This window comes from Microbacterium bandirmense (genome assembly GCF_037204185.1).
Classification (GTDB): Bacteria; Actinomycetota; Actinomycetes; order Actinomycetales; family Microbacteriaceae; genus Microbacterium; species Microbacterium bandirmense.
Genome location: NZ_JBBDGM010000002.1, coordinates 298,278 through 318,277 on the forward strand (window position 1 = coordinate 298,278; position 20,000 = coordinate 318,277).

At 66.9% G+C, this 20,000-nt stretch carries 18 protein-coding genes; all 18 read left to right on the top strand.

What is annotated here, in order from left to right; genetic code table 11:
* The first annotated feature begins 1 nt into the window (after nt 1).
* The 18 genes from WDU99_RS03475 to WDU99_RS03560 all read left to right on the top strand — a co-directional run bounded on the left by WDU99_RS03475 (nt 2) and on the right by WDU99_RS03560 (nt 19,954).
* On the top strand, nt 2-1,285 hold the full coding sequence (locus tag WDU99_RS03475; protein ID WP_337331042.1) for a CDP-glycerol glycerophosphotransferase family protein: 1,284 nt from the start codon (nt 2-4) through the stop codon (nt 1,283-1,285).
* Nucleotides 1,285-2,034, top strand: coding sequence for a biotin--[acetyl-CoA-carboxylase] ligase (locus tag WDU99_RS03480; RefSeq protein ID WP_337331043.1), 750 nt, complete (start codon nt 1,285-1,287; stop codon nt 2,032-2,034). Before WDU99_RS03475 ends, WDU99_RS03480 begins: the two co-directional genes overlap by 1 nt.
* 61 nt (nt 2,035-2,095) lie before the next feature.
* The gene (locus WDU99_RS03485) at nt 2,096-2,638 is read left to right on the top strand and encodes a PH domain-containing protein (RefSeq protein WP_337331044.1); all 543 of its coding nucleotides are present in this window, start codon (nt 2,096-2,098) and stop codon (nt 2,636-2,638) included.
* Between the two features lie 57 nt (nt 2,639-2,695).
* Nucleotides 2,696-3,823: a 5-(carboxyamino)imidazole ribonucleotide synthase gene (locus WDU99_RS03490; protein ID WP_337331045.1), complete on the top strand. Its 1,128-nt coding sequence runs from the start codon at nt 2,696-2,698 to the stop codon at nt 3,821-3,823.
* Nucleotides 3,824-3,882: 59 nt separating this feature from the next.
* On the top strand, nt 3,883-4,224 hold the full coding sequence (locus WDU99_RS03495; protein ID WP_337331046.1) for a helix-turn-helix transcriptional regulator: 342 nt from the start codon (nt 3,883-3,885) through the stop codon (nt 4,222-4,224).
* Nucleotides 4,214-5,446, top strand: a complete 1,233-nt coding sequence (locus WDU99_RS03500; protein WP_337331047.1) for a type II toxin-antitoxin system HipA family toxin — start codon at nt 4,214-4,216, stop codon at nt 5,444-5,446. The genes WDU99_RS03495 and WDU99_RS03500 overlap by 11 nt, the downstream gene beginning before the upstream one ends.
* Before the next feature lie 112 nt (nt 5,447-5,558).
* Nucleotides 5,559-6,026 carry a 5-(carboxyamino)imidazole ribonucleotide mutase gene (purE, locus tag WDU99_RS03505; protein ID WP_337331114.1) on the top strand — a complete coding sequence of 156 codons (468 nt, stop codon included), beginning with the start codon at nt 5,559-5,561 and terminating at the stop codon, nt 6,024-6,026.
* A complete protein-coding gene (locus tag WDU99_RS03510) occupies nt 6,023-7,498 on the top strand; it encodes an LCP family glycopolymer transferase (protein ID WP_337331048.1) in 1,476 nt (491 codons plus the stop codon). Before purE ends, WDU99_RS03510 begins: the two co-directional genes overlap by 4 nt.
* A 123-nt stretch (nt 7,499-7,621) precedes the next feature.
* Nucleotides 7,622-8,695, top strand: coding sequence for a glycosyltransferase (locus WDU99_RS03515; protein WP_337331049.1), 1,074 nt, complete (start codon nt 7,622-7,624; stop codon nt 8,693-8,695).
* A gap of 114 nt (nt 8,696-8,809) precedes the next feature.
* Complete coding sequence (locus WDU99_RS03520) at nt 8,810-11,686, top strand: hypothetical protein (protein WP_337331050.1); 2,877 nt, start codon at nt 8,810-8,812, stop codon at nt 11,684-11,686.
* A gap of 30 nt (nt 11,687-11,716) precedes the next feature.
* Nucleotides 11,717-12,712, top strand: a complete 996-nt coding sequence (locus tag WDU99_RS03525) for a GDP-mannose 4,6-dehydratase (protein WP_337331051.1) — start codon at nt 11,717-11,719, stop codon at nt 12,710-12,712.
* A complete protein-coding gene (locus tag WDU99_RS03530; RefSeq protein WP_337331052.1) occupies nt 12,709-13,866 on the top strand; it encodes a LegC family aminotransferase in 1,158 nt (385 codons plus the stop codon). Before WDU99_RS03525 ends, WDU99_RS03530 begins: the two co-directional genes overlap by 4 nt.
* Nucleotides 13,863-15,032, top strand: coding sequence for a UDP-N-acetylglucosamine 2-epimerase (gene neuC / locus WDU99_RS03535; protein ID WP_337331053.1), 1,170 nt, complete (start codon nt 13,863-13,865; stop codon nt 15,030-15,032). Before WDU99_RS03530 ends, neuC begins: the two co-directional genes overlap by 4 nt.
* Nucleotides 15,022-16,119, top strand: coding sequence for an N-acetylneuraminate synthase (neuB, locus tag WDU99_RS03540; protein ID WP_337331054.1), 1,098 nt, complete (start codon nt 15,022-15,024; stop codon nt 16,117-16,119). The genes neuC and neuB overlap by 11 nt, the downstream gene beginning before the upstream one ends.
* On the top strand, nt 16,112-16,756 hold the full coding sequence (locus tag WDU99_RS03545) for an acetyltransferase (RefSeq protein ID WP_337331055.1): 645 nt from the start codon (nt 16,112-16,114) through the stop codon (nt 16,754-16,756). Before neuB ends, WDU99_RS03545 begins: the two co-directional genes overlap by 8 nt.
* The gene (locus WDU99_RS03550; protein ID WP_337331056.1) at nt 16,753-17,796 is read left to right on the top strand and encodes a nucleotidyltransferase family protein; all 1,044 of its coding nucleotides are present in this window, start codon (nt 16,753-16,755) and stop codon (nt 17,794-17,796) included. The genes WDU99_RS03545 and WDU99_RS03550 overlap by 4 nt, the downstream gene beginning before the upstream one ends.
* Nucleotides 17,793-18,491 carry an acylneuraminate cytidylyltransferase family protein gene (locus WDU99_RS03555; protein ID WP_337331057.1) on the top strand — a complete coding sequence of 233 codons (699 nt, stop codon included), beginning with the start codon at nt 17,793-17,795 and terminating at the stop codon, nt 18,489-18,491. The genes WDU99_RS03550 and WDU99_RS03555 overlap by 4 nt, the downstream gene beginning before the upstream one ends.
* Nucleotides 18,492-18,532: 41 nt before the next feature.
* Nucleotides 18,533-19,954, top strand: a complete 1,422-nt coding sequence (locus tag WDU99_RS03560) for a hypothetical protein (RefSeq protein ID WP_337331058.1) — start codon at nt 18,533-18,535, stop codon at nt 19,952-19,954.
* Nucleotides 19,955-20,000 lie beyond the last annotated feature (46 nt).

The window sequence follows — 20,000 nt, forward strand, 5'->3', positions numbered from 1 at the left end:
GATGGGTGTCGTCTCAGATGGTAAGAAGGCGTATCGGCTGCTGAGAAAGGCGCTGACCTCGCGCGCGGCCGTGCAGCGCGTCAGGCGCACCCTCTCCGCGCAGGGGCCGCACCCCCGCGGACACTACAAGATCGCGGTCTACTTCGCCGACGGCGACGTGAACATGTACCAGATGCGGCAGTGGTACCGCCCGCTGGCACGGCTGGCCGAGCGCTGGCCCGTCGTGGTGCTCTCGCGCAGCGCCACCGGCGCGGAGCGGCTGGTCGCCGAGGATGCCCCTCCGGTGGCCTTCGTGCCGACCGTGCGCAACCTGGAGAAGTTCATCGCGAAGCAGGACATCCGCATCGTGCTGTACGTGAATCAGAACACCCGCAACTTCCAGATGTTCCGGTACGGGCGGCGCTGGCATGTGTTCATCAACCACGGCGAGTCCGACAAGATGTACATGACCACGAACCAGTACAAGGCGTACGACTACGCGCTGGTGGCCGGTCAGGCGGCGCGCGACCGGCTCAGCCGCACCCTGTGGGAGTACGACGTCGATCGCCGCACGATCGAGATCGGCCGGCCGCAGGCCGACCACTACTCGGGCACGCTGCCGTACACGCCCGATGAGCGCACCGTGGTGCTGTACGCGCCGACGTGGGAGGGCGATCGCCCCTCGGCGCACTACGGATCGATCGCCACGCACGGCGAGAAGCTCGTGGCGGCGCTGCTCGCCACGGGCACGCACCGGGTGATCTACCGGCCGCATCCGCGCAGCGGTGTGGTCGATGCCGAGTACGGCGCCGCGCACCGTCGCATCCTCTCGGCGATCTCGGCGGCCAACGCCGCCGACCCGCGGGCGCAGCATGTCTACGACGACGGTCCTGATCTCGGCTGGCAGCTCGCCTCCGCCGACGTCGCCGTGGTCGACATCTCGGCGATGGTCTACGACCGACTGGCCGCCGGGCGACCGCTGCTGATCACGCGCCCCGACGATGAACGCGCCTCGATCGACACCAAGGGCTACCTGTCGGACTGCGAGTGGCTCACAGCCGATGCCGCGGCTGACATCGTCGCCGAGGTCGAGCGCGTCCGCGCTGACGAGGATGCCATCACCAAGCTGCGCATGTGGGTGCAGCACTACTTCGGCGACACGACCCAGGGCGTCGCCACCGCGAAGTTCCACGCCGCCATCGACGAGCTCATGCAGAAGTGGGATGAGTGGCACGCCGCCGAGATCGGCGTCCGCGGCGACGACGAGGACGACGATGACGAGGAAGCGAAGGAGGACGAGGACTGATGCCAGGATTCGCCCGCACGGCCACCGTGGCCGCACGGCTCGACGTGGTGGAGCAGTCGCCGTCCACGAATGCGCAGCTGCGTGAGCTCGCCGCCGATGCCCCGCATCTGACCGTGCTGCTGACCGATTCGCAGACCGCCGGTCGCGGACGGCTCGACCGCAGCTGGGTCACCCCGCCCGGCTCGGCGCTGGCCATCTCGGTGCTGCTGCGCGACCTGCCCGCCGATCCGGCCGCGCGCGGATGGATTCCGCTGGTCGCGGGCCTGGCCATGGCCGACGCGGTCGCCGCGCAGCTGCCCGCGCATGAGGTCGGGGTGAAATGGCCCAACGACGTGCTCGTCGACGGGCGCAAGATCTGCGGCATCCTCGCCGAGGCGACGTCGGATGCCGTCATCGTCGGCTCCGGGATCAACACGGCCATGACGGTCGCTGAACTTCCCGTGCCGACGGCGACATCGTTCGCCGCGCTCGGACAGGCTGCCGACCGCGACGGGCTGGTCGCAGACTACATCGCGGGGCTGGACGTGTGGATGGTGGCGCTCGCCGCCGGTGATGCAGAGCGCGTGCGGGATGCCGTGGCGGCTCGCTGCCTGACGATCGGGCAGCAGGTGCGCGTCGAACTGCCGGGTGACGGCGAGCTGCGCGGCGTCGCGACCGGTCTGGACGCCGATGGTCGGCTGCTGGTCGGGGCCGACGGCGCGTCGCACGCCGTCTCGGCGGGCGACGTGGTGCATGTCCGCGCGGTGTAGGACAGACTGACACGCCGGGTCGCGCAGGGCGATGTCGGTGGCTGGTGGGCAGAATGGAGCCATGACCCAGCCCGTGACGCTCGGCGGTCGGCCGATGATGCCGCCACCCGGGGCGCCCGCCGAGGAGCTGCTGGTCGCGCGCTTCCGCGCGCACGCGCGGCGGCTGTTCTGGTCGGCGCTCGTGCTGATCGGCGTGTGCGGCGCCACCGCGTACCTGTACGACAACCTGCCCGCACCCTACGAGAACTGGATGCTGCTGTGCGCCGCCGGAGCGGTGCTGGTGCTGCTGGTCGCCGTCCCGTTCGTGCGGTGGATGTCGCGCAGCTACACGATCACGACGAGGCGCGTGATCCTGCGCGACGGTCTGGGCTCGCGCAGTCGCCGCGAGTTCTCGCACACGCGCGGCTACACGATCGCCGTGCGCCGCGGTCCGCTGCAGCGGCTGTGGGGCGCCGGCACGATCACCCTGAGCAACGGCGTCGATGCGCCACTGCGACTGCAGAACGTGCCGAGCGTCAACCTGGTGCACGAGACGCTCGCCGACCAGGTCGAGGTGAACCAGATCCTCGCGCACCGCGACGCCCAGCACCCGATGGGTTCCTGAGCTTGCCGAAGGGCCTCGCGCAGTGCGAGAGAATGGCACTGACGAAAGGGGTCTTGCATGACGGTGCGCGTGGGTGTGATCGGCGGAGGACAGCTCGCGAGGATGATGATCGCTCCGGCGGTGGAGCTGGGGCTCGACCTGCGGGTGCTGGCCGAGGACGAGGGGATGTCCGCGCAGCTGGCGGCCACCGCGGTCGGTGACTACCGTGACCTCGAGACGGTCCGCGCCTTCGCACGCGATGTCGACGTCATCACCTTCGATCACGAGCACGTGCCGCAGCAGGTGCTGCGCGCCCTGGTGGCCGACGGGGTGCAGGTGCATCCGGGTCCCGACGCTCTGCAGTACGCCCAGGACAAGCTCGTCATGCGCGCCCGCCTGGCCGAGCTCGGCGTTCCGCAGCCCGACTGGGCGGCGGTGCGGGATGCCCGTGACCTGCAGCAGTTCATCAATGATCACGGCGGCCGTGCGGTCGTCAAGACCCCGCGCGGCGGGTACGACGGCAAGGGCGTGCGGGTCGTGCGCGCCGGTCTGGAGGCCGCCGACTGGTTCGCCGAGGTTCCCGATGGCGAGGCACTGCTCGTGGAGGAGATGGTGTCGTTCACCCGCGAGCTCGCCCAGCAGATCGCGCGGCGTCCCAGCGGCGCGATGGTCGCCTATCCGGTCGTCGAGACCGTGCAGCGCGGCGGCGTGTGCGCCGAGGTCATCGCCCCCGCACCGAACGCCGCACAGCGTCTCGTCGAGGTCGCCGAGAAGATCGGCAGGCAGATCGCGGAGGGCATCGGCGTGACCGGGATGCTGGCGGTGGAGCTGTTCGAGACCGACGATGAGCGCATCCTCGTCAACGAGCTTGCGATGCGCCCTCATAACAGCGGGCACTGGAGCCAGGACGGCGCGGTCACCGGGCAGTTCGAGCAGCACCTGCGCGCCGTGGCAGATCTGCCGCTCGGTCGCACCGAGCCGCGCGAGGAGTGGACCGTGATGGTCAACATCCTGGGAGGACCTGCCGAGGGCACGCTGACCGGGCGGTTCGGCGCGGCGATGCAGGAGCATCCCGAGGCGAAGATCCACACCTATGGCAAGGCGCCGCGCCCCGGCCGCAAGGTCGGGCACGTCAACGTCGCCGGCGACGACCTCGACGACGTCGTCTACACGGCGCGCGCCGCAGCGGCGCACTTCGACCGATAGTGATCCAGTGAACTATAGATAAATCTACTTCGAAGCGCGTTCAAGGGTAAACTAACGACATGGCGCGCAAGAAGATCATCCCTACGGCAGAAGCTGCTGATGCGGCTCGCATCCTCGGTCAGCAGATTCGCCTTGCTCGGCATGCGAAGCAGATGACGGCCGCGCGCCTCGCCGAGCTTGTCGATGTCTCGCCTCGAGTGATCACCCTGATCGAGCGCGGAGATGTCAGTGTAAGCTTCGGCAACGCGCTCAACGCCGCAGTACACGCTGGTGTCCCACTGTTCGACATCACCGACCCGAAGACCCTTGCGCGCACCAGGCAGCAGGGCGAACAGGCGCTCACGCTCATTCCCTCCAATGTCCGCAATCGAAGAGAATGGGAACTCGACGGTGACTTCTGATCCCCCGCTGACCCCGTTCGTCTGGGCGTTTCTTCCCGGTGAAGCTGAGCCGGTGGTCGCCGGCGTCGTGGCTCCGTCTGCCACCAAGGTCGCGCTTTCATTCCGATATGCGAACAGCTATCTGGCACGCGCCGATGCGATCAGCATCGGTCCGGACCTTCCGTTGGACGCCATGACGTTTCCCCCGGCGTTCGGGCACAACATGCCCTCAAGTATCCGCGATGCGATGCCCGATACCTGGGGGCGACAGGTCATCAACAGGGAACTCGGACTCGATCTCGAAGATCAGTTGCCTGATCTCCGCTACATGCTCGAATCGGGCAGTGACAGAGTCGGCGCGATCGACTTCCAGGCGAGCCCCACCCATTACGTCGCTCGCTCCGGCGCAGGCCGGCTCAGTGAGGTTGCCCGCGGCGCAGTCACGATTGACAACGACGAATCAGGTCCCGAACTGACGAGGGCTGTTCGCAATACGCTCACGGCGGCAGGGGGTTCGCAGCCCAAGGCTTTCGTCAGGTTCGAGGGGCGGCAGTGGCTGGCGAAGTTCGAGACCGATTACGATCGTGTCTCCCCGCTGATCAAAGCCGAGCGCGCTGCCTTGCACATCGCCGAACGTGCTGGCATCGATGTCCCCGCAGGTCGTCTCGTCTCGCTTGACGACGGCAGGTTGGTGCTGCTCACCGAGCGGTTCGATCGGGTTACGGGTACGGATTCGAACGGTGTTGCGCGCAGACAGGTCATCTCGGGCCTCACAGTCGCCGAAGAACATCGTTCATCCGGAGCCTCGTACCCGCTGTTGGTCGACAACCTTCGTCGGATCGCCGCGAACCCGACCGATGTCGGGCGAGAGTTGTTCCGCCGGCTCGCGTTCAGGATTGCGATGCGCATCGACGATGACCACCTGCGCAATGTTGCGTTCTTCTGGGATGGCGCTCACGCGCAGTTCACGCCAGCATTCGACCTCTCACCGGATCTGATCGGAGTTCCGGTCGGACTGACCGATCTCGGCGGTGGCTCTCGAGAGTTCTCGCTGGCTGCTCTGCTGAGGCAGCGTGCGCACTACTTCATAGACCAAAGGGAAGCGGAGAGCATCGTAGAGAGCATGATCGAGACCGTCGTCGCGCACCGCGCAGATGCTGCCGAGGTAGCCATGATGCTGCCGCATGAGAAGCAGATGCTGTTGGCGCGCACGGCGACGACCGAGCTGCGTGGTCATCGTTGAACACTGATGTGCTGCGCGCGTGCCGCTGCGACGTTCTCCCAGCGGCGCCCCGTAGCCTGTCAGGGTGACTGAGCCACTGCATTCCTCGAGCTCGCCCCTGGTCGGCGTCGTGATGGGTTCCGACTCCGACTGGCGCGTGATGAGCGACGCCTCACAGGCGCTCACCGACTTCGGCATCCCGCACGAGGTCGAGGTCGTCTCGGCGCACCGCACGGTCGACAAGCTCGTCGCGTACGGACGTGAGGCGCGCAGCCGCGGCATCCGAGTGATCATCGCCGGTGCCGGGGGAGCGGCGCACCTGCCCGGCATGCTGGCGTCACTCACCGCGCTTCCCGTGGTCGGTGTGCCCGTGCCGCTCGCGTACCTCGACGGCATGGACTCGCTGCTGTCGATCGTGCAGATGCCCGCGGGCATCCCCGTCGCGACGGTGTCGATCGGCGGTGCCCGCAATGCGGGCATCCTCGCGGCACGCATCCTCGGCACCTCAGACGCCGAACTCGGCGATCGCGTCGAGGCGTACGCCCGCGATCTCGAGGGTCAGGTGCAGCAGAAGAACCAGCGGTTGAAGGACTCGCTGTGACCCTGGCGGCCCCGCGCGCCGCCGAGCCGGGCGCGCGCCCGCTGATCGAGACGCGACCGCTGCGCAATCCGGATGCCGCCGATGCGCCCCTGATGGGCCGGCGCGGCTGGTGGCTGGTCGTGCTCAACGTGCTCATCCCCGGCTCGGCGCAGGTGCTGGCCGGCAACCGACGGCTCGGCCGGTTCGGTCTGGGGGCGACACTGGCGGGATGGCTTCTGCTGATCGCCGCCGCAGGCATGGCGCTGTTCGCCCGACCGGCGCTGGTGTGGCTGTTCACCGGCCCGCTGTCGTGGATCATGCTGACGCTCGTGCAGGTGCTGCTGCTCGGGTACGTCGTGCTGTGGGTGGTGCTGACCATCGACACGCTGCGTCAGGTGCGCCTGGTGAAGGTGCCGCAGATCTCGCGGTGGGCGCTCCCGGTGGCATCCATCCTCGTTCTCGCGCTGGTGGGGTCGGGCACGGTCTACGCCTCCACCGTCGTGGCCTCCAGTCGTGGTGCGCTCACCTCGCTGTTCGGCAGCAGCGGGCCCAGCCTGCCGCCGAGCGAGGGCTACTACAACATCCTGCTGCTGGGCGCCGACAGCGGCGACGGGCGTGACTCGATGCGCTTCGACAGCATCTCGGTGGTGTCGGTGAACGCCGACACGGGGGCGGTGACGATCACCGGAATCCCGCGCGACATGCGCAACTTCCCGTTCGCAGAGGACAGCCCCATGCGCGACCCCGACCTCGTCGGGTACGACTACCGCAACTACTTCGAGGGCCACGACGACCTCGAGTGCGGCTGGGGGCCTGGGATCAATCAGCTCACCAACGCCGTGCAGGTGTGCCGTGAAGACAACGGCGTCGGCCTGTACCCCGACGCGGCGCAGCAGGGCTCGACCCCCGAGATCGAGGCCACCAAGGACGCGGCCGAGGGCATTCTCGGCATCGAGATCCCGTATCACGTCTTCGTCGACATGCATGCGTTCGCAGCGATGATCGACGCTCTCGGTGGAGTCGACATCACGGTGAAGGAGCGGCTGCCCAAGGGCGGCGGGCCCGCATACCCGAACCAGCCCGCTGCGGAGTGGGCGACCGGCTGGATCGAGCCCGGTGAGCAGCACATGAACGGCGACACCGCCCAGTGGTACGCCCGCTCGCGCTACACCACCGACGACTTCGACCGCATGAAGCGCCAGCGCGAACTGCAGGTCGCGATCCTGCGGCAGTTCACGCCGCAGACCGTGGTCACGCGCTTCAACGAGATCGCGGCGGCCGGCACCGAGCTGGTGCAGACCGACCTGCCGCAGGACAAGCTGCCCGAGTTCTTCGATCTGATGATGAAGGCCAAGGAGCAGCAGGTCACCGAGATCGAGTTGACGCCCGACAACGGCATCCTGGAGAAGGACCCCGACTACGACCTGGTTCGCGAGATGGTGCAGCAGGCGCTGCACCCGCCGACGGAGACGCCGGCGCCGGACGGTTCCTGAGCGCGACACCCTCCTCGGTTCCTGCGCGAGCGCGGCGCCCTCCTCGGTTCCTGAGCGAGCGCAGCGAGACGAAGGGCGGTGCGGCATCGGCGGCTCACAGCGAGCCGCGGCTAACATGACGTCATGAGTGTGCAGTTGCGCATCGTCCTCGATCAGGCGGTGCACGTCGTCGACGCGGATCAGGCCCGTGCAGGCCTGGCGCTGGCGGCTGGTCTCGTGCAGACTGCGCCGCGCGGCTGCGTGGTGGGGGCGATCGTGCCGAGCGGTGCGGATCTGCAGGTGCCGGGGGTGCAGGACGTGCGGATGCTGCCGCTGGGGCGGCGGGAGCTGGCGGGTGCCTGGCAGCTGGGCATCACGCCGGGCGTCGGCGGCGGGCTGATCCATGCGCCGAGCCTGATGGCGCCGCTGGTGCGCCATGACCGTGTGCACGACAACGACCAGACCACCGTCACCCTGTGGGACCTCGACGCCTGGGATGCCTCGAACGGTATGTCCAAGACGACGGTCGCGTGGCAGAAGGCGATGCTCAAGCGTGCGGTCAGGCATGCGGACGCCGTCGTGGTGCCCACGCACACGATGGCCGAGCGCCTTGCCGACATCGCCCGACTCTCGGACCGCATCCGCGTGGTCGCCGGCGCTGCCCCGACCGGGTTCGCGCAGCCGTCGGATGCTGGGGTGCGCCGCCAGGACCTGCAGCTGCCCGAGCGGTACGTGGTCGTGACCGGCGATGTCGAGTCAGCGGCGGTCGGCTTCCGCGCCGCCGCACGTTCCGATATCGACGTCGTCGTGCTGGATGCTGCAGACGGGGCGGAACCGCAGTGGGCCGACGCTGCCGCGGCAGTGGGCCTGCCCGAGCGGCGGGCGCACGTGCGCGGCAAGCTGGCGAATGCCGACCGGGCGGCGGTGCTCGGGGGAGCGGCAGCGCTCATCGCGACGTCGACGCATGCGGCCTGGCCGTGGCGCGCCGTCGAGGCGATGTCACTGGGCGTGCCGCTGATCGCGGTCGACACCGGCGCGCATCGTGACGTCATCGCCGATGGTGGGATGCTCGTGTCGGCATCCGAGGTCGTCGACGCGCTCGAGGATGCCCTCGGCGCGGGGGAGCAGCGACTGCGTGTGCTGGCGTCTGACCGGTCTCGCGCCTTCTCCTGGGCGAGTTCAGCAGAGCGCATCTGGGCTCTGCACGCCGACCTCTGAGAGACGTCTGCGAACAGTCTGCGAGTGGACTGCGAACACCCGCGACACGCCGCGGAAATCAACCAATATTCTGCACCAGTGGCATCATCGCGCAACTTCAGTCACACTATTCACATGCATAATCGTGGAAACCGCGATGCGCGGGGGGCTGGAACCGTGCGCTGGCTGCTGACGCTGCTCGCCGTTCTCGGGCTCGTCGTCGGCACCGCGGCACCGGTCTCGGCAGCATCCGTTCCTCCTGTCACCGCGTCGACGACGGCCGTGATAGGCATGCCGGGCGGGCCCGCGAAGACCTCGCTCGCCGGCTTCAACGCCGGCAACATCATCAGTGACGCGGTGTTCACGAACAATGCCACGATGACCGAGGCGCAGATCCAGGCGTTCTTCAACTCGAAGGTCAAGACCTGCCGCGGAGGAAGCGACAAGTACGGGCCGATCATCTGTCTGAAGGATTTCCGGATCAACTCGGTCACGATGCCGGCCGACTCGTACTGCAAGGGGTACACCGGCGCGAAGAACGAGAGTGCCGCGCGCATCATCTACCGCGTGGCGCAGTCGTGCGGTATCAATCCGCAGGTGCTCATCGTCATGCTGCAGAAGGAACAGGGCCTGGTCAACCACACCTGGCCCAGCAAGTGGCGCTACGACATCGCGCTGGGTCAGGGCTGCCCCGACACGGCGCCCTGCGACCCGAAGTTCGTCGGCTTCTTCCACCAGATCTACGGCGCAGCGCGCCAGATGCAGCTGTACATGGAGGGCAAGTACTTCACCTGGTACGCCCCCGGCAAGACCTGGAACATCCAGTACCACCCGAACAAGAGCTGCGGCACCGCGCCCGTGCGCGTCGCCAACAAGGCCACCTCGGCGCTGTACTACTACACGCCCTACCAGCCCAACGCCGCCGCGATGCGGGCCGGACATGGTACCGGCGACTCGTGCTCGAGCTACGGCAACCGCAACTTCTACAACTACTTCACCGACTGGTTCGGGTCGACGCAGGTGCCGTCGATGACGCCGACGGGGGCCATCGCGACCGAGTGGAAGCGAATGGGAGGAGCATCCGGTGCGCTCGGCAACCCGGCTGCAGTCGTCCAGGTGGTGACCGATCCGAACGGAGACGGGCGGGCGCAGAAGTTCGCGGGCGGGTGGATTCACTCGTCGGCTGCGGGCACGTACAGTTCGCTGACCCCTGTGATGACCGCCTACAGCGCTGCGGGCTGGTTGCGCGGCGATCTCGGCTGGCCAGTGGGACGGGAGATCTGCACGAGTGGAATCTGCACCCAGCCGTTCGCCGGTGGGATCATCTCGTACAAGGGAAAGTCGACTGGCGTCACGACTCTGGGCGTTTCGTCGAGCGCGATCGACCGCGAGTACCAGGCGCGCAAATCGGTTCTTGGAAAAGCCGCAGCAGCGGTGACGGTCGTCTCTGACCCCAACGGAAGCGGTTTGGCTCGGGCGTATGCGGGTGGTTGGGTGCATTCGTCTGATGAGGGGACGTTCTCTTCGTCGTCGAGGATCATGTCGGCGTACAGTGCTGCGGGTTGGTTGCGTGGGTTCTTGGGGTGGCCTGTGGCGGCTGAGCAGTCGGTGTCGGATCCGAATGGGAACGGTGTTGCTCAGCAGTTCGAGGGAGGGTGGATTCACTCTTCGGCGAAGGGATCGTTCTCGTCGTCTTCTGCGGTGATGGAGGCGTACAGCAAGGCTGGTTGGGTGCGTGGTGAGCTCGGGTGGCCTGTGGCTGCGGAGTTCTGCACGGGGAATGCGTGTGTCCAGCAGTTCTCCGGTGGTGTGGTCGGTTATGTGAAGGGCAAGCCGGCGGTTGCGGTCGTGGGGGCGACTCCGTCGGCGATCGCTGCCGCGGCGAAGGCTCAGGTCAGTGTCACCAAGGGGCTGGGCAGTGCGCAGGCCGCCGTCCAGGTCGTGGCGGATCCCAACGGAAGTGGTCTTGCGCGGAAGTTCAGCAAGGGGTGGGTGCATTCCTCGGATCGAGGGACGTTCGTCTCGTCCACGACGGTGATGACCGCTTACAGCAAGGCCGGCTGGCTTCGGGGCAAGCTCGGTTGGCCGACCAGTGAGGAGACCTGCTCGGGCACGGTGTGCGCGCAGTCGTTCGAAGGCGGCACGATCTCGTACACACCCGGCAAGCAAGCCGTCACGCTCCAGGGCGTTTCGACGGATGATGTCAAGACGATGCGCGCCGGCTCGGCGGGGGCTCTGGGCAAGGCGGTTCGTGCGGTGCAGGTGGTGTCCGATCGGAACGGGAACGGTTTGGCTCGGGCGTATGCGGGTGGTTGGGTGCATTCGTCTGATGAGGGGACGTTCTCTTCGTCGTCGAGGATCATGTCGGCGTACAGTGCTGCGGGTTGGTTGCGTGGGTTCTTGGGGTGGCCTGTGGCGGCTGAGCAGTCGGTGTCGGATCCGAATGGGAACGGTGTTGCTCAGCAGTTCGAGGGAGGGTGGATTCACTCTTCGGCGAAGGGATCGTTCTCGTCGTCTTCTGCGGTGATGGAGGCGTACAGCAAGGCTGGTTGGGTGCGTGGTGAGCTCGGGTGGCCTGTGGCTGCGGAGTTCTGCACGGGGAATGCGTGTGTCCAGCAGTTCTCCGGTGGTGTGGTCGGTTATGTGAAGGGCAAGCCGGCGGTTGCGGTCGTGGGGGCGACTCCGTCGGCGATCGCTGCCGCGGCGAAGGCTCAGGTCAGTGTCACCAAGGGGCTGGGCAGTGCGCAGGCCGCCGTCCAGGTCGTGGCGGATCCCAACGGAAGTGGTCTTGCGCGGAAGTTCAGCAAGGGGTGGGTGCATTCCTCGGATCGAGGGACGTTCGTCTCGTCTACGACGGTGATGACCGCTTACAGCAAGGCCGGCTGGCTTCGGGGCAAGCTCGGTTGGCCGACCAGTGAGGAGACCTGCTCGGGCACGGTGTGCGCGCAGTCGTTCGAAGGCGGCACGATCTCGTACACACCCGGCAAGCAAGCCGTCACGCGGTTCGGCTGAGCCCAGGGCCGGACGGCTAAAGTAGATGGCATGAAGGTATTGCTCACGGGAGCTGACGGATTCATCGGATCGCACCTGGCGGAGCAGGTTGTCAGGGATGGTCACGAGGTACGGGCACTGGTTCTGTACAACTCCTTCGACTCGCGTGGCTGGCTCGACGGAATCTCCGATGACGTCGCCCGCGAGATCGAATTCCTGCCCGGGGACATCCGTGATCCGGCTCTGATGATGTCTGCGGTGCGCGACCGCGACGCGGTAATGCATCTGGCGGCGCTGATCGCCATCCCGTACTCGTATGCGGCCCCTGATCTGTACGTTCAGACAAATATTCAGGGGACGGTGAATCTGCTGAATGCGGCGCGGGCTGCCGACGTGTCGCGGTTCATCCACACCTCGACGAGCGAGGTGTACGGGACGGCACGTTACGTTCCGATGGACGAAGGACATCCGCTGCAGGGTCAGTCACCATACTCGGCGTCGAAGATCGCGGCCGATCAGATGGTGAACTCGTTCCACACGTCGTTCGGGCTGCCGACGGTCACGATCCGTCCGTTCAACACCTTCGGTCCGCGTCAGTCCGCGCGTGCGGTGATCCCGACGATCATCAGCCAGCTCGCCGCCGGCAAGCGGGAAGTGCAGTTGGGCGCACTCACGCCGACCCGTGATTTCACTTACGTGCCGGACACGGTCGCCGGTTTCACGACGGCGCTGACCAGCACAGCCGGTGTCGGCGAGGTCATCAACCTCGGCGTCGGCTTCGAGGTATCGATCGGTCAGACCTTCGACCTCATCGCCGAAGCGATGGGGATCGACGCAACAGCCACGGAGGACCCGGCGCGTCTGCGGCCGGCGAACTCCGAGGTGGAACGGCTGTTCTCCGACAACACCAAAGCCCGCGAGATCCTCGGATGGCAGCCGAAGTTCGATGGCGTTGACGGGTTCCGTGAGGGTCTGCGGGCGACGGCCGAGTGGTTCACGGAGCCGGCCCACCTGGCCCGCTACCGCACCGACGCCTACGTCGTATGAGTGCAACGGAAGACTTCGTCCGCACTATCCGCGACGTCGTGGGTGACGAGCCGTTCGTCGGCCTGCACGTTCCGCATATCGCGGATCTCGAGAAGCAGCGCGTCCAGGAGTGCCTCGACTCGACGTTCGTGTCGAGCGTCGGCGCGTTCGTGACAGAGTTCGAGCGGGGCATCGCCGACTTCACCGGAGCCGGGCATGCGATCGCGGTGTCCAATGGTACGTCCGCCCTGCAGGTCGCCCTCGGGCTCGCCGGCGTGGGAGCGGGGGACGATGTCATCGTTCCGACGCTCTCCTTCGTCGCGACCGCCAACGCGGTCGCCCATGCCGGTGCACGGCCGTACTTCGTCGACAGCGATGAGTCGACGCTCGGGTTGTCGGTGGAGGCGGTCAAGGAGGTGCTGCGTGCTGCGCGCGTGACCCCCGAAGGACTGGTCAACGCCGCGACGGACCGCCGGATCGGTGCGATCGTGCCGATGCACACGCTCGGGCATCCGATGTGCATCGCCGAGCTCGTGGCGGTCGCGGGTGAGTACGGTGTGCCCGTCGTGGAAGATGCCGCGGAGTCGCTCGGCAGCACAGTTGGCGGTCGCCACACCGGTACCTTCGGTCTGCTCGGCATCCTCAGCTTCAACGGCAATAAGATCCTGACCACCGGCGGCGGCGGGATGATCCTGACTGACGATGACGAATTGGCTCGCAGGGCGCGACACCTCACCACCACTGCCAAGCTGCCGCACCGGTGGGAGTTCGAGCACGACGAGATCGCGTACAACTACCGGATGCCGAATCTCAACGCGGCACTCGGTGTGGCGCAGTTGGAGCGCTTGCCGCGATTCCTGGCGGACAAGCGTCGTCTCGCGGCGCGGTACCAGCAGGCGTTCGCCGAGACTGCGGACGTCGAGTTCCTCACTGAGCCGGTCGGCACGGAGAGCAACTACTGGCTCTGCGGGGTACGTGTCTCCGGGGGTCTCTCGGCACGCGATGGGCTGCTCGAAGCAGCGAACGATGCGGGCCTGCAGTGCCGCCCGTTCTGGAACCTGCTGCACACGCAGGTTCCATACCGTCATCTGCCGCACGCGGCTGTCCCGGTCGCGGAGGCGCTGCATGCATCGGTCGTGTGCATTCCGAGTTCGCCTGCACTGGCGGCGGCATGAGGACGATTGCTGTCGTCACCGGGACTCGCGCGGATTACGGGCTGCTGCGGGGACTGCTCAGAGCGATCGAGGCCGATCCTGCGCTTCACCTTCGCCTGATCGTCACCGGGACGCACCTCAGCGAGGCCTTCGGTCGGACCGTCGCCGAGATCGAGGGTGACGGGTTCGCCATCGCCGCGAGCGTGCCGATCTGGTCGGATGACGACACGCCGCTCGCCGCGGCCGCTGATGTCGGCCGTGCGCTGCCCGGGTTTGCTGCTGCTCTGTCCGAGATCGCGCCCGACGTCGTCGTCGTGCTCGGGGACCGCTTGGAGGCCTTCGCCGTCGCCACTGCCGCAACCATCCTCTCTGTGCCGGTTGCGCACATCCATGGCGGTGAGCTCACCGAGGGAGCGATGGATGATGCGCTGCGGCACGCGATCACCAAGATGTCCTTCCTGCATTTCACATCGACGGCCGATCATCGCCGTCGGGTGATCCAGCTGGGGGAGGCGCCTGACCGGGTGTTCTTCCACGGTGCACCCATCGTCGACATCCTCGACACGTTCGAGGCGATGCCGCCCCGCGAGGTCGAGGAGCGGTTCGGCATCCGACTCTCGCGACCGACGGCACTGGTGACGTTCCATCCCGCCGTCATGGACGTCGCACCGGCTGAGCGCCTGGTCGAAGAGCTTCTCGGCGGGCTGCTTGCGGTCGACGATCTGCACATCGTCATCACCGGGTCGAATTCGGACATCGGCACGGAGGCTGTGCGCGACCGGATCGCACGGTTCGTCTCCGACCATCCGGATCGTGTCGACTACGTGGAGTCCTTCGGTCAGCGGGCTTATTTGAGCGTGATGCGCTCGGCGGCGGTCGTGGCAGGGAACTCGTCGAGCACGGTTCTCGAGGCTCCAGTGCTCGGCGTTCCATCCGTGTTGGTGGGGGAGAGGCAGAAAGGCCGCCCGATCGCGGCGAGTGTCGAGGTGCCTGATCCGAACGCGCATGCTATCGCGGCCGCTCTCCGACGGCGGATCGCGGCCGGACCCTCGCGGAACGACGACAGCCCCTTCGGCGCTGCGGGCTTCGCCCTGCGCACGGCCGCCACATTGCGGGATGCGCCGCTGCCTCGTCCTCCGAAGAAGACATTCCACGACCTCGAACAGGGAGAAGACGATGACCGCTGACGTCTTTGTGATCGCAGAGGCCGGCGTTAACCACAACGGCTCGCTCGACATCGCCAAGGATCTGGTGGATCTGGCCGCAGACGCCGGAGCCGACGCGGTGAAGTTCCAGACCTTCTCCGCCGATGCTCTTGCCCTGGAATCCGCGGAGCTCGCCGACTACCAGCGACTCTCCGAGGAGGATGCGCGCAGCCAGCACGATCTGCTGCGCGGGCTCGAACTCACGCGCGACGAGTTCCGCGCGCTGCGCACGCACTGTGACCAGCGTGGGATCCGGTTCCTGTCCACGGCCTTCGATCTGGATGGCCTGGACTTCCTCATCGATGAGCTCGGCATCCCGCTGGTCAAGATCGCATCGGGTGACCTTACGTACGCGCCGCTGCTGGTCAAGGCAGGCCGCAGCGGCCTTCCGGTGATCCTGTCCACCGGCATGGCCGATCTCTCCGAGATCGCCAGGGCGCTGCGGTTCCTGGCCGCAGGTCTGGCCCAGGCGCACGGTTCCCTCGACCGTGCCGAGCGGCTCACGGAGGCTGCGCTGGAACGGGCCTGGGCGGCGCGCGACGCACACGTCAACTTCGCTGAGCACGTCACGATCCTGCACTGCACGACCGAGTACCCCGCCGAAGATGAGCACCTGAACCTGCGCGCCATGCAGACGATCGCGACCACCTTCGGCCATCGGGTCGGGTACTCGGACCACTCGCTCGGATCGCTGGCATCCGTTCTGGCGGTCGGTCTCGGCGCGACCGTCCTCGAGAAGCACTTCACCTTCGATGTGACCGCCGACGGGCCGGACCACGCCGCGTCGCTGGATCCGGACGGGCTGCGCGCCTACGTCGCCGACCTCCGGCGTGTGCCGACCATGCTCGGCTCGTCAGAGAAGCGGGCGCAGTCCGTGGAGGAGGGTAACAGGGCCGTCGTGCGTCGCAGTCTCGTGGCCGCGCGCGACATCGCGGCAGGTGCCGTTGTCACCGACGACGACGTCGCCTGCTTCCGCCCCGCGACGGGACGAACCTCCTTCGACTTCTGGGAGGTCGTCGGCGGTGCGGCACCGCGTGCGTACCGACGTGGTGAGCTCATCGATGACTGAGCTGATCCTGCTCGGCGGCGGCGGACACGCGCGGTCCGTCCTCGCGGCCCTGCGCGCCCAGGGGCAGAGCGTGCGCGGTTATCTCGCCCCTGACCGGGGCGATCTCGGAGCGGACTGTCCGTACCTCGGCGACGACGACGTTCTGGCCACGATGGACGCCGCCGAGGTGCTGTTCGTCAACGGGTTGGGCTCGGCCGCCTCCACCGCGGCGCGACGTGCTCTGTACGAGCGCGCCGTCGTACGGGGGTTTCGTGCCGCCGGCGTGGTCCACCCGCGGGCATTCGTCGACCCGGCCGCCCGGCTCGGCGCAGGAGTGCAGGTGCTCGCCGGCGCGTTCGTGAACGCCGGCGCCGTCGTGGCGGAGAACGTCCTGATCAACTCCGGGGCGATCGTCGAGCACGACGTCACGGTATCGGCTCATGCGCACATCTCGCCCGGCGCTGTGATCGCCGGCGGGGCGCACATCGGCGAAGGCGCGCATGTCGGCCTCGGCGCACGCGTGATTCAGGGCATCATAATCGGATCGGGTAGCGTCATCGGAGCCGGGGCCGTCGTGATCGACGACATCCCGGCGGGATCGGTTGTGGTCGGCGTGCCGGCCACAGCGATCGGCGTCCAGGGGAAGGGGCCGGCATGAGCTCGAACATCGACCTGTCCGTGCGCCCTGGCACGACCATCCGCGATGCCCTCGCGCAGCTCGATCGCAGCCGTCGCCAAGTGGTGTTCGTCGAGGATGCGGAGGGACGGCTCGTCGGAGCCGTCAGCGACGGTGACATCCGCCGCGGCCTCCTCGGCGGAGCAGCACTCGAAGACCGCGTGGACCGCGTGATGAACGCGAACCCAGCCACGGTGGCTCCGAACGCGACTCAGGACACCGTCGACGAGCTGAAGGCACAGCGTGGCATCCGAGTCGTCGCCGTCGTCGACGACGGCCGCATCGTCGACGTCGTGGGCGAGGGTGAACGCATCGCCACGCCGCTGCCGACGTCGGTGGTGCTCATGGCAGGCGGCAGGGGACAGCGGCTGTACCCGATCACCAAGGACATCCCCAAGCCGCTCGTGCCGCTGGGCGACACGCCGATGATCGACATCATCCTCGGACGGTTGCGCGATCAAGGGTTCCGCAGGGTGCATGTGTCCGTCAATCACCTCGGGCACCTGATCGAGGAGCATCTGGGAGACGGTGCAGACCACGGGATGCAGATCACGTATCTGCACGAGCCGATGCCGCTCGGGACAGCCGGAGCGATGGCGCAGCTGCGCGGGGAGATGACGTCGCCGTTCGTGGTGATGAACTCCGATCTGCTCACCGACATCGACCTCCGCCGGATGCTGGGATTCCACCGCAGCGCGCAGGCGGAAGCCACGATCGGTGCCCGGGAGTACGGCTTCGAGATCCCGTACGGCGTGATCCGACGTGACGGGGATCGGGTCACCGGGCTGGCCGAGAAGCCGTACCACAGCGAACTCGTCAGCGCAGGGATCTACGTCCTCGCCCCGACCGCACTGGACCAGCTCGAGCAGGACGAGTACTGCGACATGCCCACGCTGCTGTCGCGACTCATGGATGACGACCGAACCGTCGCGGCCTACGAGATCCGCGAGGAATGGATCGACGTGGGCAGGCCGGAGGATCTCGAACGCGCCAGGACGGCGTGGGAGCGGAGGAACCGATGAGGATCTGCACGATCACCGTGCGCGCCGGATCGAAGGGCGTGCCGGGAAAGAACCTGCGCGTCGTGGCCGGACGCCCCCTGTTCGGGCACTCCGTCGCGCAGGCCGCGGCCACCGGGCTGTTCGATGAAGTCGTCGTCTCGAGCGACTCCGAGGAGATCCTCGAACTCGCGCCGACGTTCGGTGCCACCGGGGTGGTGCGACGCCCCGCCGAGATGGCGACAGACACCGCCGGCAAGGTGCCCGCGATCGCGCACGCCGTGCGAACGACCGAGGAGCGCACCGGCAGGCACTTCGACACCTGCGTCGACCTGGATGCGACGAGCCCGCTTCGCACGCTCGACGACATCCGCGCCGCGGTGGCGATGTTCGAGGACTCCAGGGCCGAATCGCTGATCACCGGGACGGAGGCCCGCAGGAACCCGTACTTCAACCTGGTGGAAGAGCAGCGCGACGGAACGGTCGCGGTCAGCAAGCAGCCGGACGACGCTGTGCTGCGTCGGCAGGATGCACCCCGGTGCTTCGACATGAACGGTTCCATCTACGTTTGGCGCAGGCAGGCGCTGCTCGAGGACCAGGTGGTGTTCTTCCCGTCGACGATCCTTTACGAAATGCCCCCGGAGCGTTCGACCGACGTCGACAGCGAGTTCGACTTCCGCATCGTTGAATGGCTCATGGAGCAGAGGAGTGATCGTTGAGCTCGGGAGCGGGCGACCTGGGAGCTAGGACCTCGGTCACGATGCGCAGATTCCTCGACCTTGAGGATGCAGCGCCAGACGCCATATTCGACGTGCTGCCGGGGATGACCGTGCCGTTCTGGACACGCGTCAGGATGCAGATGTTTTGGGCGATGTCTGCGCAGCACACCGGAAGCGTAGAAGTGTCTTCGAAGAGTGAATGGACACGTGCGAAGGAGCTTGAGCGCGTCGTGCGAGGTTACCTGCCGAGCAGGTGGGATGCCGTACGACGTGCCAGGCCGCATGATGTCTGCTTTTACGTGTCTGGCGCGACGCTGGTCGCCGACGGCGAGCATGCTCGCAACTGGTTGGTCGACGACTTCGCGGAAGCAACCGACGACGGCATAGTCGTGCAGATACGTCCGCTGCCGTCTCCCCTTGGTCGCCCGGTTTTCCAGCCCACGCTCAGTATGGAGCAGGCCATCTCGCGTTCGCGCTGGCGCGCCAGGGGGACCTCGCTGACCGCCGGTTTTTCAGACCGTATGGACCTACTTCTCGGCAAGTTCGCACGTCTGTTAGGCCAGCCTGTCGAGGCATTCTCCGCCATTCGAACTGGAGTTATTAGGGGTGAGTTACAGCGTCCGCATCAGCATGCGGAACTGGAACGCATGCTTGACCGTGTGCGTCCCAGGATCGTCTTCTATGACAACGGTTCTTACACCTACCTCGCTGAGACTCTCGCCGTGTTCAAGGATGCCGGCGCGTACGTGGTGGAACCTCAACATGGTTGGATAGGGCCTTCGCACGCTGCCTACAACTACGGTCGTGCGTTCGACGAACCGGAACTGCGGCGTGCACTGCCGGACGAGATCCTGACCTTCGGTCCGTTTTGGTCCGACTCCATCCGACATCCAGGTCTAGTGACGGCCATCGGCAAACCGCACCTGGAGCGGCAGGCTGCGCTCGCTCCCGAACGACGTTCACAGCAGATCCTCGTCGTCTCATCACGAGCGGCTCCGAATGAAACGGATGCTTTCGTGGTTGAGCTTCGGGCGGCGCTGGGCAACGAATGGTCGATAGCCTTTCGCCCACACCCTGGCGAGAGGAAGGAGATTGGGTCGCGGTACCCGCGACTCTCAGTTGACGCTGGAGTAACGATCGATCGAGAATCTGACGTCTATGAGTCGCTGAAACGGGCGGCCATAGTCATCGGCGAGGCGAGCACGGTACTCTTTGAAGCACGGGCCTTCGGGTGCACAGTGATCGCCCGGGATAGTGCATTCGCCGAGAATGTGATCGGGGACGCGTTCGGTACGCGCATCGCGAACGTCGATGAGGCGGTGTCTCGTGTGATGGACGTTCATGTTGACGCCGATCTGCGGCTGAGAGCAGACCCAGCAATCTGGGCGCCCGGATCCATCGAAAGATTCTCCCGCTGGCTGGACGATCGTCTCTCGTCGTCTCAGGACGGTGCCATAGGATGAGGACGTCCGCGACGGCACCGGTCGTCGCCGCTGAGTGAGTGGGATC

Excerpts from the sequence above, each read along its gene's own strand:
- WDU99_RS03475 (WP_337331042.1), top strand. The coding sequence starts at position 2 with ATGGGTGTCGTCTCAGATGGTAAGAAGGCGTATCGGCTGCTGAGAAAG.
- WDU99_RS03480 (WP_337331043.1), top strand. The coding sequence starts at position 1,285 with ATGCCAGGATTCGCCCGCACGGCCACCGTGGCCGCACGGCTCGACGTG.
- WDU99_RS03485 (WP_337331044.1), top strand. The coding sequence starts at position 2,096 with ATGACCCAGCCCGTGACGCTCGGCGGTCGGCCGATGATGCCGCCACCC.
- WDU99_RS03490 (WP_337331045.1), top strand. The coding sequence starts at position 2,696 with ATGACGGTGCGCGTGGGTGTGATCGGCGGAGGACAGCTCGCGAGGATG.
- WDU99_RS03495 (WP_337331046.1), top strand. The coding sequence starts at position 3,883 with ATGGCGCGCAAGAAGATCATCCCTACGGCAGAAGCTGCTGATGCGGCT.
- purE (WP_337331114.1), top strand. The coding sequence starts at position 5,559 with ATGGGTTCCGACTCCGACTGGCGCGTGATGAGCGACGCCTCACAGGCG.
- WDU99_RS03515 (WP_337331049.1), top strand. The coding sequence starts at position 7,622 with ATGAGTGTGCAGTTGCGCATCGTCCTCGATCAGGCGGTGCACGTCGTC.
- WDU99_RS03520 (WP_337331050.1), top strand. The coding sequence starts at position 8,810 with ATGCATAATCGTGGAAACCGCGATGCGCGGGGGGCTGGAACCGTGCGC.
- WDU99_RS03525 (WP_337331051.1), top strand. The coding sequence starts at position 11,717 with ATGAAGGTATTGCTCACGGGAGCTGACGGATTCATCGGATCGCACCTG.
- WDU99_RS03530 (WP_337331052.1), top strand. The coding sequence starts at position 12,709 with ATGAGTGCAACGGAAGACTTCGTCCGCACTATCCGCGACGTCGTGGGT.
- neuC (WP_337331053.1), top strand. The coding sequence starts at position 13,863 with ATGAGGACGATTGCTGTCGTCACCGGGACTCGCGCGGATTACGGGCTG.
- neuB (WP_337331054.1), top strand. The coding sequence starts at position 15,022 with ATGACCGCTGACGTCTTTGTGATCGCAGAGGCCGGCGTTAACCACAAC.
- WDU99_RS03545 (WP_337331055.1), top strand. The coding sequence starts at position 16,112 with ATGACTGAGCTGATCCTGCTCGGCGGCGGCGGACACGCGCGGTCCGTC.
- WDU99_RS03550 (WP_337331056.1), top strand. The coding sequence starts at position 16,753 with ATGAGCTCGAACATCGACCTGTCCGTGCGCCCTGGCACGACCATCCGC.
- WDU99_RS03555 (WP_337331057.1), top strand. The coding sequence starts at position 17,793 with ATGAGGATCTGCACGATCACCGTGCGCGCCGGATCGAAGGGCGTGCCG.
- WDU99_RS03560 (WP_337331058.1), top strand. The coding sequence starts at position 18,533 with ATGCGCAGATTCCTCGACCTTGAGGATGCAGCGCCAGACGCCATATTC.